Origin of the sequence: Mycolicibacter senuensis, from assembly GCF_003284925.1 — a bacterium.
Taxonomy (GTDB): domain Bacteria; phylum Actinomycetota; class Actinomycetes; order Mycobacteriales; family Mycobacteriaceae; genus Mycobacterium; species Mycobacterium algericum_A.
In genome coordinates this window covers 51,531-64,267 of sequence record NZ_QMEX01000001.1, presented here as the reverse complement: position 1 = coordinate 64,267, position 12,737 = coordinate 51,531, and the positions used below count along the sequence as shown (strand labels likewise).

The 12,737-nt window shown below is 66.2% G+C and carries 12 protein-coding genes and 1 pseudogene; 11 read left to right on the top strand and 2 right to left on the bottom strand.

Features of this window, described 5'->3' with window-relative positions; all coding sequences use genetic code 11:
- Positions 1–138: 138 nt before the first annotated feature.
- Positions 139–1,614 carry a serine/threonine-protein kinase gene (locus tag DQP56_RS00395; protein ID WP_085266322.1) on the bottom strand — a complete coding sequence of 492 codons (1,476 nt, stop codon included), beginning with the start codon at positions 1,612–1,614 and terminating at the stop codon, positions 139–141.
- Between the two features lie 195 nt (positions 1,615–1,809).
- Here DQP56_RS00395 and DQP56_RS00390 point away from each other — a divergent pair, with 195 nt between their 5' ends.
- The 8 genes and pseudogenes from DQP56_RS00390 to DQP56_RS00350 all read left to right on the top strand — a co-directional run bounded on the left by DQP56_RS00390 (position 1,810) and on the right by DQP56_RS00350 (position 8,339).
- The gene (locus tag DQP56_RS00390) at positions 1,810–2,037 is read left to right on the top strand and encodes a hypothetical protein (RefSeq protein ID WP_085266323.1); all 228 of its coding nucleotides are present in this window, start codon (positions 1,810–1,812) and stop codon (positions 2,035–2,037) included.
- Between the two features lie 7 nt (positions 2,038–2,044).
- Complete coding sequence (locus DQP56_RS00385; protein WP_085266324.1) at positions 2,045–2,392, top strand: hypothetical protein; 348 nt, start codon at positions 2,045–2,047, stop codon at positions 2,390–2,392.
- A gap of 700 nt (positions 2,393–3,092) precedes the next feature.
- Positions 3,093–3,377, top strand: coding sequence for a hypothetical protein (locus DQP56_RS00375; RefSeq protein ID WP_085266326.1), 285 nt, complete (start codon positions 3,093–3,095; stop codon positions 3,375–3,377).
- 142 nt (positions 3,378–3,519) lie between these two features.
- Positions 3,520–5,448 carry a hypothetical protein gene (locus DQP56_RS00370; protein ID WP_085266327.1) on the top strand — a complete coding sequence of 643 codons (1,929 nt, stop codon included), beginning with the start codon at positions 3,520–3,522 and terminating at the stop codon, positions 5,446–5,448.
- 11 nt (positions 5,449–5,459) lie between these two features.
- Positions 5,460–6,143, top strand: a complete 684-nt coding sequence (locus tag DQP56_RS00365) for a hypothetical protein (protein ID WP_133055996.1) — start codon at positions 5,460–5,462, stop codon at positions 6,141–6,143.
- A gap of 176 nt (positions 6,144–6,319) precedes the next feature.
- Positions 6,320–6,925: pseudogene (locus DQP56_RS00360) on the top strand (GmrSD restriction endonuclease domain-containing protein); the annotation flags it as partial.
- A 228-nt stretch (positions 6,926–7,153) separates the two neighbouring features.
- Complete coding sequence (locus tag DQP56_RS25485) at positions 7,154–7,279, top strand: hypothetical protein (protein ID WP_272937821.1); 126 nt, start codon at positions 7,154–7,156, stop codon at positions 7,277–7,279.
- Positions 7,280–7,907: 628 nt separating this feature from the next.
- Entirely contained in the window at positions 7,908–8,339 is a 432-nt protein-coding gene (locus DQP56_RS00350; RefSeq protein ID WP_133055997.1) for a hypothetical protein, read from the top strand.
- Positions 8,340–8,639: 300 nt separating this feature from the next.
- On the opposite strand, the gene DQP56_RS00340 is transcribed toward DQP56_RS00350, so the two are convergent.
- The gene (locus DQP56_RS00340; RefSeq protein WP_085266333.1) at positions 8,640–9,140 is read right to left on the bottom strand and encodes a hypothetical protein; all 501 of its coding nucleotides are present in this window, start codon (positions 9,138–9,140) and stop codon (positions 8,640–8,642) included.
- Positions 9,141–9,304: 164 nt separating this feature from the next.
- Here DQP56_RS00340 and DQP56_RS00335 point away from each other — a divergent pair, with 164 nt between their 5' ends.
- The 3 genes from DQP56_RS00335 (at position 9,305) to DQP56_RS00325 (ending at position 12,646) form a co-directional block, all read left to right on the top strand.
- A complete protein-coding gene (locus tag DQP56_RS00335) occupies positions 9,305–9,583 on the top strand; it encodes a hypothetical protein (protein WP_085266334.1) in 279 nt (92 codons plus the stop codon).
- A 1,515-nt stretch (positions 9,584–11,098) separates the two neighbouring features.
- The gene (locus DQP56_RS00330) at positions 11,099–11,860 is read left to right on the top strand and encodes a hypothetical protein (protein WP_133258862.1); all 762 of its coding nucleotides are present in this window, start codon (positions 11,099–11,101) and stop codon (positions 11,858–11,860) included.
- A 57-nt stretch (positions 11,861–11,917) separates the two neighbouring features.
- The gene (locus tag DQP56_RS00325) at positions 11,918–12,646 is read left to right on the top strand and encodes an Rv3717 family N-acetylmuramoyl-L-alanine amidase (RefSeq protein ID WP_085266336.1); all 729 of its coding nucleotides are present in this window, start codon (positions 11,918–11,920) and stop codon (positions 12,644–12,646) included.
- The last annotated feature ends 91 nt before the right edge of the window (positions 12,647–12,737 follow it).

The following is a 12,737-nucleotide window of genomic DNA, read 5'->3' as shown; positions in this document are numbered from 1 at the left end:
GTCGGATTTGAAGGCGCTTTTCCGTGAATCCGCGAGCGAACTCGACAAGCTGATTGCGGTGCTGCCCGACGCACGCATTGATGGTGGACCTCGGTCGGTAAGAATGCGGACGCAGGCTAGTGAGATTCTGCGTACGGGTCATCGTGGAACCAGTCCCCACACGTAGCCGCGGCCGGCGCCGATCTCGCTGAGGTCGATCCATTTGCACTCCATAAGCCCCAGTGGTCCCGGCGCGACGGCGTCTGGGACTGTGCACGGACGCATGGGCATGGGGCCTGCGGGATCGATTTCCTCCGGTTGCGGTGGGGTGTATGGCTTGACGGTTGGGTTGGGGATGTCGTCTGGGGTAAGTGCCCACTGGTAGCTGTCGGTGAATGCCAGCCGTGAGCAGTAATAGAGCGTGCCGTTCGGTCCGGCGCCGATGCCGTTGATGTCTGAGCACCCCGAGCCGAGTGCACCTGCGGGCGGGTATCTCGATGTTGTCTGTGGCGGCGGTGGTGCGCTGCTCGTGGTCAGCGGCGGTGGCTGGGGTTGGGTGGTCATGGAGGACGAAGCCGGCGGCGGTGCTGCGGTTGTGGCTGTAGCTGAGGGGCTTGGCGTGGGTTCCTGGTTGTGATCGGTGTGTCCAGGACGGGTCAGGGCAAAGCCGCCGGCGAGCAGTGCCAGCCCGGCCGCGGCGGCCACGCCCGACAATGCCGGCGAAAAGCGCCTGCGGTGGGGTGTACTGGCCGCCTTGGCCTCTTGGGTGATTGCTGTGGGGGAGCCGATGCCCGTCAGTTCGGCCGCCGCCGTTAACTCGCGTGCGAAGTCTTGGCAGCGCGGGAAGCGTTGGTCGGGGTCCTTGTCCAGGGCGCGGGCGAAGACCGCATCGAATGGGGCCAGTTTCGGATCAACGGTGGAGGGCGCCGCGGGGGCTTCGGTGAGGTGGTGACTGATCACGGCGATCGGATTCGAGTCGGGGAACACGGCTTTGCCGGTGAGCAGGTTGTAGGCGGTAGCGGCCAGTGCGTATTGGTCGGCTCGGCCGTCGAGGGGCTTGCCCATCAACTGCTCGGGCGCGGCGTAGGCAACGGTTCCCAGCGTGAAGTTGGTGGCGGTGAGCCCGGCCGGGTCGTCGAGGGGCCGGGCGATGCCGAAATCGGCGAGATAGATGCGCCGGCTGCCGTCCCGGTCGGGCTTGGCGAGCAGGATGTTGGCGGGCTTGACGTCGCGGTGCAGTACGCCGCGTTCGTGGGCGTGGTCCAGAGCTTGGGCGATGGCCGTTGTCAGTTGCGTGACTTCGTCGGCGGGCAGGCCTGTTTGATGGCGGGCGAGCAGCGTGGCGGCGTCGTTGCCGTCCACGAATTGGGTGGCGATCCAGAGCTGGCCGGCGTCGTCGCCGCGGTCGTGGACTGTGACGATGTTGGGGTGCTCGAGAGCGGCGATGGAGTCGGCCTCACGGATGAACCGTTGCCGGAAGGTGTCGTCGGTGGAGATCTGCGGTAACAGGATCTTGAGGGCTTCCTGGCGGGGAAGTCGTGGGTGCTGGGCCAGGTAGACCTCACCCATGCCACCGCTGCCGAGCTGGCGCACGATGGTGTAGCCGGCGAATACTTCGCCTGGTTGCGCCGTCATGGCGGCGATCTTAATTCGCCGGCCGTTGAGGTGGGCCGGCGTTTGGCGCGGTGGCTGTTAGATCATTCGGGGCCAGCGTGGCGCGGTGGTCTCGGCGATCGCGGTGGTCGGTCGTGGACCCGCAGACGCTGGTGACTGGCCGCCGCGGCGGCAGATCTCTTGTGTGGGTGGCTAGCCACCGGACATACTGGGGACATGCCGTCGAAACACCGGTATCCGGCCATCACGCCGCGCCCCGCACCCGAACTGCGGGACCGCGCCAAACAGGCCGTATCCGAGGTGAATTCCTCACTGAACCGCCACATCATCGAGTTCCTCCGGTGGCTGGTGGGCGACACCGACGAACTCCCCGAGCGGCCCGCTCGACGGATTCCACCAATGGGGCCGGAAACCATCAACAGGAAAGACCACGAAGATGGGTAATCGGCAGATGACCTCCTCGAAGCCCCAGCAGGCAATCAGCACCACCGTGATGTTCTATGCCCTTGTGGCACTGGGGGTGTTGGGCCTCTGCGGCTGGACCGCGATCAGCGTCCTGGCCCTCAACGCCGCATATGCCTGGCCTGTCGGCATCCCGGTATTTGCCGCCGGAGCAGCCCTGTGGATCGTGCGGCCGGCACCGTGGCGAATCTGGGCTGCGGTGATCGGCTGGGCGCTGGCGAGCCAAGCCGCGATCGACGCGTTCGGGTGGGCGGGCGCGGCCGCGGCGCTGCTCGCCGGCGCGGTGTTGTCACACCGCCTGCTGCGTGTGGCCAAAGCCGAGGACGCCACCGCGTAAGGCCAAGTCGGGCGCGCCCCGAAAGCGGGACGTCGACTCCGTGGCCGTGGGAAACTAGGGCGCACCTCAGCAGCGGGACAGGAGGATCCGGTCCTCATGATTGGCGAATTGGCAGCGCGGGCCGCGGGCAAGACGGTCTATCGCAATCACAAAGGGCAGCAAGCCTGGTGCCTGTGTGCCGAGTGCACGGCGAGGCACCAGAGCAGGAACAAGCGGCGGACCCGGCACGACACGTGGGCGATCGACGGCCAGGACTGGCGGATCCACGAGGATCTCGCCCGGAAGGCTCCGGAAAACTAGCCGGCCCCGCCAGGCCCTGGCGCACCCTGGGGCTCAATCCCCAGTTCTGTGATCAACGACGGGCTATAGGACGCGAACTGCGGCCGGCCCTACGAGCACCTGGCAGCCCTCAGCCAGCGGTGGCGAGGACGTCGCGTCGTCACACCTCACGCAGCACCAGGTGGTGTGTCCGCCGCATCCACACGGCTGGTGAAGCACGACAACACGGTTGGGCCCCAGCTCATGGCCGGCGGCGCACCGAGTGGGGGGCCTGGCCATCCAGGCGCCATCCACGCCGCGCACCAGATCGCCTACCGCCGCCGCCATAGTCGGCCACCCTAGTCACTGTCGCGGCAACGCGGTAGACGCGGCGCGACCACTCATACAGCTAAACCGATATGTATGAGGGTACGATGGTGGGATGGCACCACGATCGACGACCGGCAAGAGCCGAGCGGAACGCGCGGCCTACACGCAGCGTCGCGCCGAGCGCACCGCGAAGGCGCCGATGAAGGGTTCTCGTTGGTCGATCGACGATGCCCGCACCGCGTTGGACACCTCTCTGAGCGTTCCCGAGGTGGCCCTGATGTTGGGGAGAACGGCAGCGGCGGTGGAGGGGCTGCGGGCCCGCTGGCGTGCCGGTGAGTTGTCGTCGGCCTTGGCTGACCAACTGCCTCCAGCGCCGTCACCGGTGTTGAGGAAGTAAGTATGTCGGACGGGCACGAGATGGTGGTGTGCGGTAGCGCATTTCGGAACGTCAGCAGCGTTCTGGTGATGGAGGGAGTGGCAGGGATGTTCGCAATGAAGGCAAGCCGTGAGGGCTCGCTGAGCGGGAGTGGGTTGCGGCGATGAGCGCGCCGGCGGGGCCTAGCTACCTGGTCACTCCTTCAGGGACGTTCGTGATCCATGACGTCGACGAAGCCGCCGATGTGATGTGCGTGCTGACCGAGCAGTACGCGGACCCGGTCGGTGAGCCGCTGTTGGCGATGTCTCGTCAGCAGGTCGCTACGCAGCTTGGACGGGGGATTCCGGCGGATTTCCCGGCTGAGGACGTCGTGACGGGTGATCCGCATCAGGGCGGGACGCGGGGATGGTGGGCGTGGACCATCCAACGCTATCTGAGTGAGCAGAACGCGCCTGCGACACCGGGCGGTGAGACGAGCCAGCCTGGACCGGCACCCGCGGCGGAGAGTGTCGACCAGCAGGAGCCGGCGGTCGACGGGGCGTGGCCGTTGAAATCCCAGCAGTGGACCGACGTCAACCTCAGCGGTGTCGACCAGCGGGTACTACTGGCCACCAGCAAGGGCATCGTCACCCCCTCTGGTGTGGTCAAGTCCGCACCTCTGGCCGCACCGGAGCGCCTGGGGGCCATCGTCTGCAATCGCCGTTGGGCCGCAACACCCGGGGGCGCTGCCCCGCAGATCTGGGTGACGGCTGAGGCGTTGGAGGCCATCGGATTCCAGATTGACGATCAGGTCGAAAGCGAGTTGCCTGACGTTGTCGCGGACTTCTTCGGATGCACCGTGACCTACCACCTGTCGGGCTGGTTCGGATGCGAGTTCGACTCCGCGGTGTACGGCGGTGAGTCTCGTGCGGCTGACATCATCTTGATGCCGTACCTGATGCTGGATCCGTCGACCGCGCGGCCCATGGACCGCGGGATCGCTGGGGTCGAGGGAACCGAGACCGAGTTGCCTGATGACGAGGACGCCGCGGCACACCTACTTGGCGACCGCATCGCCTGGCTCCACAGCATTGAGGGCACTCTGCCGGCCTCACGCTGGCCGATGGTCGGCGCCCAGCTCGCGGTCGCCAAGATGCGAACCGCAAAACCGAAGCCCAAGAACTCCACCGGGCCCGCCCCGGAGCTCAAGCCCTGTCCTCTGCCTAGTGAGATCACGCCCACTGGTCGACTCACCAATCAGTGGTGGGGTCCACACGGGGTCGAGGCCCGCGCCGGCGCCGAGGCCGAGCAGCAGGAGCGGCCCGCGGCCAAAGTCAAGAAGGCACCGCACCGCGCACGGGGCAACACGATCGACGTCGAAGTCGACCAGCAGGCGGCGTATCTGCCCTCAGCTGAGGGCCTCTACCTCGGCTACGGGGCGCCGGACTGGGTGGAGCCGGACCCGGAGGTATTCAACCAGCCGAACCCACCGTTCGGGGTTTATCAGATCACCACGCCACCGGGCAGCGAACTCGACGGTCTACACCGAAAGCTGCCCCTGCCGCATCCTGAGATGAGTTGGGACGACGCTACAACGTGGTGGGCGACGACCGCCGACATACGTCATCTGACCGCAGCCCCGGAGATTGGTGGTGCTGGAATTTCATGGGCGGAGTTGCAGCTCGACGCGGCGTGGGTCTGGCCTGAACAACACCAGTGGCTCAAGGGATTCGGCAAGGAGCTGCGTAGCCGGCGCATCGAAGCCACTGCTGCGGGCCGCAACGACTATGAGTCGATGATCAAGGCGATCTACACCAGCTTCCTTGGCCGCATGGCCGCCGTCGGCGATAGTGCCTGGAAGTACCCGCTGCTGCACCTGACGCAACCGGCCTGGTATGCCTCCATCGAAGCCGTCACGCGGGCCCGGGCCATGAAGTACGCGACGCGCATTGCCCGTGAGTTCGACCTCTACCCGACTGGATGGTGGGCTGACGCCTGGTTCTACCGGGTGCCGGCCGACTTCGACCTCACCCAGCTTGAGGACCCGCTGCGTGACGGGGTCCGGACCAACGGTGCTTACCGGATCAAGAACGTCAACCCGCCGCGCTCATGAGAAGAGCACGCATGGCCGGATCGGCAGGCCCGCAACGGGGGTTCCGGGAATGCTTCCTGGATCTGGCTGACCGTAAAGGCCGCGAATTCGGGGCGGCCTGGGATGGCGTCAATGCGCGCAGTCGACGCGCTGAAGCGGGCCGGCGCGGCCGTGAGGAGATGATCCGCAGGATCGAGACCCGCACAGGTCGCCGCTACGCGGCTTCGACGATTGCGCGCTGGGCCGTGCATCAGCAGTGGCCGCCGGGGGTCGACACGTTCTGGCTGGAACGGTGGGCTGCCATCGACCGCGCCGGCGGGATCCGCGCGCTGGCGGAGGCGTTAGGTTCGACGCCGCGGCGCGTGGTGACGTGGAGGGACTCTCTGGACCCGAACGCCCCGCCGCCGGCGCCGGTCTCTGTGGTGCCGCCAGGGGAGGTGCAGGCCATTTGGGTCATCGTCGACGGGTTCGCAACGATCGGCACGACGCGGATCGACAAGAGGGTGCCAACCAGTGCTGACGAGGAATTCCAGGAACTGCAGATCCTCGTCAGCTCAGGGTTTTTCGAGGCATGGATCAACCATGAGATGGACCGCGTCAAGGAGATCCTCGGGGCGGCGATCGCCGACCAGGTGATCGCCGACTGGAATCCCGCGCAGTTCTACGACGTCGACTTCACCGTGGAGGACGTGATCGACCTGAGGACGGAACTTTAGGCGCATAGAGTGCCGGGTCGGCGCGGCACCGCCCAAAAACAGGATACGGGCGTGAGAGAGTCGAACTCATGAGGGGGAGAACACGATTCAATAATGGCCCGTTGCTGGGCGCAGCCATCACTGCCTTGGCGACATTGGTCGCCGGGGCCATCGGCTTCAGCGGCGACCACACACCGATGTCGCAGGTCGCGACCCGCGCGACCTGGGAAGCCCTCCCGACGGGATCCGCGCTGGCGACACTGGACAGCCTGGCGATCAAGGGCCGAGCCCCCAAGACCGGCTACGAACGCAGCCAATTCGGTCAAGCCTGGAGCGATGACGTCACCGTTGCCGGCGGGCACAACGGCTGCGACACACGCAACGACATCCTGCGCCGCGACCTGACCAACATCGACGTCAAGCCGGGGACCAGGGGCTGCGTCGTTCTGGCCGGGACGCTCAACGATCCCTACACCGGCACCGCCATCGACTTCCAGCGCGGCCAGGGCACCTCCAGCGCAGTGCAGATCGACCACATCGTTGCGCTGGCTGATGCGTGGCAGAAGGGCGCCCAATTATGGGATGCCGCTACGCGCCGCAACTTCGCCAACGACCCGCTCAACCTGCAGGCAGTCGATGGGCCGAGCAACCAACAAAAGGGGGCCGGTGACGCTGCCACGTGGCTGCCGGCCAACAAGGCCTACCGGTGCACCTATGTCTCCCGGATCGTCGAGGTCAAAGCGACCTACAACCTGTCGGTGACGCAGGCCGAACACGATGCGATCGCGCGGATCCTGACCGCCGGCTGTCCTACCCCCTAGCGGTGCCCGGCCGGCGCGATTGGTCGGGGGCCTGACGTGTCGCCGACCAATCGGGCAAACCGGAACCGGCACGATGGAAGACAAGACACGCATGAATTGCCGCGCGCTCGGGGGAGAACTGATTTGAGCACTGACATTTGTCGGACCACAGCAGCAGGAGTACGCCCGGGGTGGATCATCGACATCCCCGATGGGTGGGCTCAGATTCGCGTGACTGCGGTCAGTGAAGAACCGGGCGGGTTCATCCGTATCGACGGGGTTCGCACCGACAGTGATCAACCGGCCAGCTACCTGCTCTCGCCGATCGCGCACGTCGCCATCCGTCACAGTGACTAATCGGCACGACAGGCGAGCACGGCGGGGACTAGTCACACACCACCACCACTGACCCTTCGACAACCAGGAGTGAGGACATGTCGAATCCGATGGACGAGATCAACGGCACACACTGCCTGTGGTGTGGGAGCACGCTCAACAACCCCGACTTTCCAGGCCAGCTGTACTGCAGCGCCGGGCACAGCACCAAGCAGCGTGAGCATCGCGCCAAGATGAAGAGCCGCCGGCGGATCGCCTGCCCAACCCCGGGCCAGGACTCCTTCCCGAACCGAGGCACTGCCTTTCGCGCTGCGGCGCTCAAGCAGCAGTTCGCCTATCTGTGTGGGTGCGGGGTGTATCACCTCACCGCGGACCCGAGCCGCACAGGCCGACGAACGGCGACGAAGCGCCGGCCGGTCGGGCACCGCACCATCGAGCAGTTGGCGTCAGAGCTAGACAATGATCGCCCCCTGCGGCGGCGGTCCATTGGTGGGCCAACCTCCCACACCAGCGCCGACCGGCCAGCCGGCGAGCGCGGGAATGTTCGAGGGGCGTGTTCACCGGCGGCCTGAACACGGGCTGCTGATCTTTGCGCCGTCGGGCACCGCTCAATGTCCGGCGAGGGCTAATGCCAAGAGGGGGATTGAAGATGGCTGCAATGGGCAGTGTATTCGTTTCTGCACCAGGGGTTTCCGCGCGTGATATGGCCGAGCGTTTTCTTGCGGGCATGGGTGTTTCGGCGGAGGAGATCGCCAACGCGCAGTTCCGGTCGGCGGCCACCGAGGAGCCTGGATTTGCGATCCCGCGGGGGACTGACTACCACGGGTACGAAGCCGAGCAGGGTTTTCCGGCCTGGATTCGCGTCGGCCAGCTCGACGAGGCCTATCGCGCGCGCACGCTGGCTGATTACGAGGGCTACCCCCAGATCAACGACGCGTTGTTCGGTGCCACACATCTGATTCGACTGGTCTATGGCTACAACGCCGATTCGGAGCGCCGGGTCGCCGAATCGGTTCAAGGGCTGGCATCCGACCATCCTGTGGCATGGCTTGACGATGCGGGTGCCCTACATCGACCGTGACCGTGGACGGCGGCGGCCGGATGGATAGGGGAAACGAAGATGGTTGCACGACAAGGCCTTAGCGGACCGCCTGGAAGGCGCGCTGCGCACCGGTGACCGTGTCCGTCACCCGGAGCACGCGGAGCCTGGCACGGTCGTGCAACGGGTCGCTGCCTGGACTCCGAACGACCTCACCACATGCGCTCCGGACCTGGCAATGGTGCAAGTCGTCTGGGACGGCGAAGCTAATCCGTACTGGGAATATCTCGCCGAGCTCGAACGGGACTGAGCCGGGATTCACGGGTGCAGCACGTAGCTCACTTAGGCCGGTGGGATGTCTAGTGCGCTGATGTTGCTCGGGGTCATGTGTTGGGCCAGGGCATCGCGATGGGCGCGCAGTGAATCGCCGTATTTCGCTGCCGCGGCCTCGAAGTGGTGGGCTGCGGTCAGGGCGGCCTCGGCGCCGGCCTTGTAGTGCTCGACTCCATCCAGGAGATCTTCGACGGCGCCGGCCAGTAGCCGGTTGTTGTGTTCCAGGGCGAGGATGCGGGCGGCCTGGTCGGCGACGACGGAGGTCAGATCGTCAATCTGAGGATCTGGCGACGGTGTGGCGCTGGCCGGTAGCGCATCGCGGTAGACGTACCAGCGCAGGCGTTGGGGTTGCGGCTCAGCGCCACCACGCAGTGTGCCCTTGATGATCATGGCCCGCACCGTGCGGTGGTCACGGCCCAGGATGCGCGCGGCGGCGCGCAGGGAAACGATATCGGTGCTGGTCGGGACTGTTTCTACGCCAGGCGGCGGGTACTTGAGGCTGTGTGTCACGGCACCGCCTCTCGTGGATGGCCAGCTACAAAATGTCGCTATGTGATCTTAATCGTTGCATGCCGATTACCCGACACGAAGGCCATCTAGGACACCGAAGGACATTTTTTGCTCTACAGTGGCCTTCAGTAGTGGCGGAATCATCGACGGAGTAGGAGCGGATCGTGGCGAGTTCACGAGCAGTGGCCTACGGTGCCCGGCGCCGGACGCACAGCAGCGCCCCGGCGGCCACGCCCCGGCGTGTTGAGAATCGCGTGCTCGATGCCTTGATCGGGCTACGGCTGCAAAGCGATCACCAAAAGGCGCTGGACTGGAAGGCCAAGCAGCTGGGCTACAAGACGGCGCAGGACTGGATCCGGGACCGGATGATGCCCGAGATCGAGCAGGCCGTGGCCGAAATGCGTTCGGCTAACCAAGAAGAATCACTGGCTACAGCCTCCTAATCGGCTCCGCCGGCGTCGCGCCGCCGGAACGCAGCGATGGTTAACCATGCGCGTGTCCTACGTGGTTAACCATCGCAGTCATGCGACCATTCCTCGTGAAACACCCACGCGAGGGAGGTATTCGATGACCCCACGTCACCAATCACGGTGACACCTGCCGCCCGGCCGGCACCCCTACCGCACGAAATACCTGTCGATGCTCCGCCGCATTCCCACAGGCACATTCGTTGCAGATCTCACGCGGACACCCCCAGAAAAGACTTCAACCCCCGGCTGGAACCGAGGGTTGAGAGTCCACCGCCGAGTTATCGCTCGGCCGGGATGATCACGCGCACTGCCCTCTGACAAAGGGAACTGCTCAATGACACCTCTGACGATACCGCATGCCCATATGCAGGTTCGGGACAATCGAGCCGACACGCGGTGACCACTCTCGCTCCGGCGCGCCCGGTAGACGACACCTCACCTGGACCTGGCCCCGACCAGCTGTGGGCGGCCCTGGCACCCCGTATTGCAGCGCGCCCCACCATGCGCTTGTGGTCGCCTCAGCGCCGGTTCGGCCAGATCCGCCGGCTCACCGCGAAGGTTCCCAGCGCTCCGGCAGCGGTACCGATCTACGTACGCGGCCGCACCCGGCTCCTGGCGTTCGACCTCGACGCCAAGCATGGCGGCTCGGCGGCTGTGGCAGCTGACCGGCAGCGAATCCTGCACTGGCTCACCACCTGCGGCGCGCGTGCTGTCGTCGACCGTTCCACCAGCGGAGGCAGCCACATCCTGGTACCCCTAGCCGGGTGGGTCGGCTTGGAGACGCTTCGGCCACTGCTGGGGCAGGCCGCCGCGGCCTGCCCTTCACTGGACACCTCGCCGATGCTCAACCCGGCCTCGGGCTGCATCACCGTCCCTGGCTCACCATGCCGCGAGGGCGGCCACCGTCAACTGCTCGGCCAGACACTCACCCAAGCACTAGCCGTCTTAGCCAGCCCGAACCCAACTGACCTCATTGAGCGGCTCACCAGACACCTGGGCGCCTCGCCTGTCGAGGCGCCCGTAGCACCGTCTGCTTCACCTGCCAGTTGGTACTTCACCGGCACCGGCGCACACATGACCCTCCGGGAGCGCTACCAGCGCCGCACACCGATACCTGCCCCGGTGATCGCCTTCGCGGAGAGCGGCCAGCTCAAGGCGGGGAGCCGGTGGCAGAGCCGATCCGAGGCCCGCATGTCCGTTCTCGTGCATGCCCTGTGGCGAGGGCACAGCCTCGCTGACGTGCGCTCTCTAACGGGTCGCGGGCAGCCCTGGCACGCAGGCTTCAGCGCTGCTTACGAGCGCTACGGACAGCGTTCCGACGAGGCCTTAGTCCGTGACTGGGAGGCCGCCAGAGCGTGGCTGGAATCGATCCTGCCGACTGTCCAGCTAGGTACGCACAAGAGTCAAGAGCACACAGGGGGTAGGGGACCCACTCCCTCCCGGGCGGTCCACCAAGCCTGGCTGGCTCACGCGGTGCGCTGGTGCGACGTGACGCTACGTTCGAGTCCGCGGCGCTGGGTGATCGCTGCAGTCTTACAGGGGCTGGCGGTCTCGGCGGTACGTGCGGGTCAGGTGATCAATGGGGTGCCGGTGGTGGGTGTCGGTGGCCGGTCGCTATCACTTGCGTGCGGACTGATCAGCGAGTCGGCGGTGTGGTCGGCGCTGCGGCTGCTTCGAGACACCCCAGGATCTCCGGTGTTGCTGGTTGCGCGGGGGACGGGGCTGGGTGCGGATCGCTACGCGTTAGTCACTCCGGACGTGCGCGACGAGTATCCGGAGGGGCCGGGCCGGCCGCCGGTCGCCGGGGTGCACCCGGTCTGGTCGATTCTCGGACTGCAATACCGGAGGCTCTACGAGACGGTGCTCGACGGGGCCGTTGAGGCTGCGGAGATCGCCACAGCGGCTGCAGTGTCGCGCAGCAGCGGCTATGACGGCATCGCTGAACTGTGCCGGGTCGGGCTGCTGCGCAAGAACGGCAGTCGAGTCGAAGTGACCGACACCAGCCTGGATGACCTGGCCGTGCAATTGGGCGTCGCCGAGCAGCGGGCCGCCAGAATCGCAGCTCACCAGCAGGCCCGATCGCGGTGGCGACAGTGGCTGCAGGCCAGGGAACAACCGATCGTCGAGCCGGTCGGGCGTGACCAGCCGGCGGATCCTCCTACGGTGTGGCTGTCAGTCGACAGCGAGGTGGACCGGCAGGACTATCTGGCCTCGGTTCTGGCCACCGGTCCACCGCGTCTAACGCCCTGAATCGCCACCCCCATCGCGCATACTTAAACTGCGCGGTAAGAATCGGGGGGAGGGCGGATGATGCGATACGTCAGCGCAGTGGCCCTGCTGGTGGCTGCCGTCACCCTCCCACTCTCGCCGCCGGCGAACGCATCACCGAACATCGCGGGACTGATCGTCTTCCTCGACCCCGGACACAACGGCGCCAACGAGGGCAACAGCCGCCAGGTCCCCACCGGTCGCGGAGGAACCAAGGAATGCCAGACAAGCGGGACTGCAACAGCATCGGGCTATCCCGAGCACACCTTCACCTGGGACACCACCTTGCGGATCCGTGCAGCACTGACCGACCGCGGCGTACGCAGCGCGATGTCACGCGGCGACGACGCAAGCTCAGGCCCGTGCGTTGACGCCCGCGCCTCCGCAGCCAATGCCGTTGTGCCGGCGGCGATCATCAGCATTCACGCCGACGGAGGCCCGCTAGCCGGTAGGGGATTCCACGTCAACTACTCCGACCCGCCACTCAACGGCGTCCAGAGGGTCCAGGCCCCGGTTCTGGCCAAGACGATGCGCGACCAACTCGTCGAAGCGGGACTGACCCCCGCGGGCTACATCGGCACAGCAGGCCTCTACGGTCGGGCTGACCTCGCTGGCCTCAACCTCGCCCAATACCCGGCCGTGCTGGTTGAGTTGGGAAACATGCGCAACCCCCAGGACGCGGCGGCGATGGAAAGCCCCGAGGGCCGGCAACGCTACGCCGACGCCGTCGTGGCAGGAATCGTCTCTTACCTCACCACGCTCAGATAACTGACACCCCGGCGTGTCGTGGCCGCTGAAGTGTCAGACCGCCGCCATAGCCTCGAAGATGCGCCTCTCCTTAGGGAAGAGGTTGGTACGA

What these genes read in the sequence shown, in the direction of transcription:
- DQP56_RS00395 (WP_085266322.1), bottom strand. Translation starts at nt 1,614, where the DNA reads ATGACGGCGCAACCAGGCGAAGTATTCGCCGGCTACACCATCGTGCGC.
- DQP56_RS00390 (WP_085266323.1), top strand. Translation starts at nt 1,810, where the DNA reads ATGCCGTCGAAACACCGGTATCCGGCCATCACGCCGCGCCCCGCACCC.
- DQP56_RS00385 (WP_085266324.1), top strand. Translation starts at nt 2,045, where the DNA reads ATGACCTCCTCGAAGCCCCAGCAGGCAATCAGCACCACCGTGATGTTC.
- DQP56_RS00375 (WP_085266326.1), top strand. Translation starts at nt 3,093, where the DNA reads ATGGCACCACGATCGACGACCGGCAAGAGCCGAGCGGAACGCGCGGCC.
- DQP56_RS00370 (WP_085266327.1), top strand. Translation starts at nt 3,520, where the DNA reads ATGAGCGCGCCGGCGGGGCCTAGCTACCTGGTCACTCCTTCAGGGACG.
- DQP56_RS00365 (WP_133055996.1), top strand. Translation starts at nt 5,460, where the DNA reads ATGGCCGGATCGGCAGGCCCGCAACGGGGGTTCCGGGAATGCTTCCTG.
- DQP56_RS00350 (WP_133055997.1), top strand. Translation starts at nt 7,908, where the DNA reads ATGGCTGCAATGGGCAGTGTATTCGTTTCTGCACCAGGGGTTTCCGCG.
- DQP56_RS00325 (WP_085266336.1), top strand. Translation starts at nt 11,918, where the DNA reads ATGATGCGATACGTCAGCGCAGTGGCCCTGCTGGTGGCTGCCGTCACC.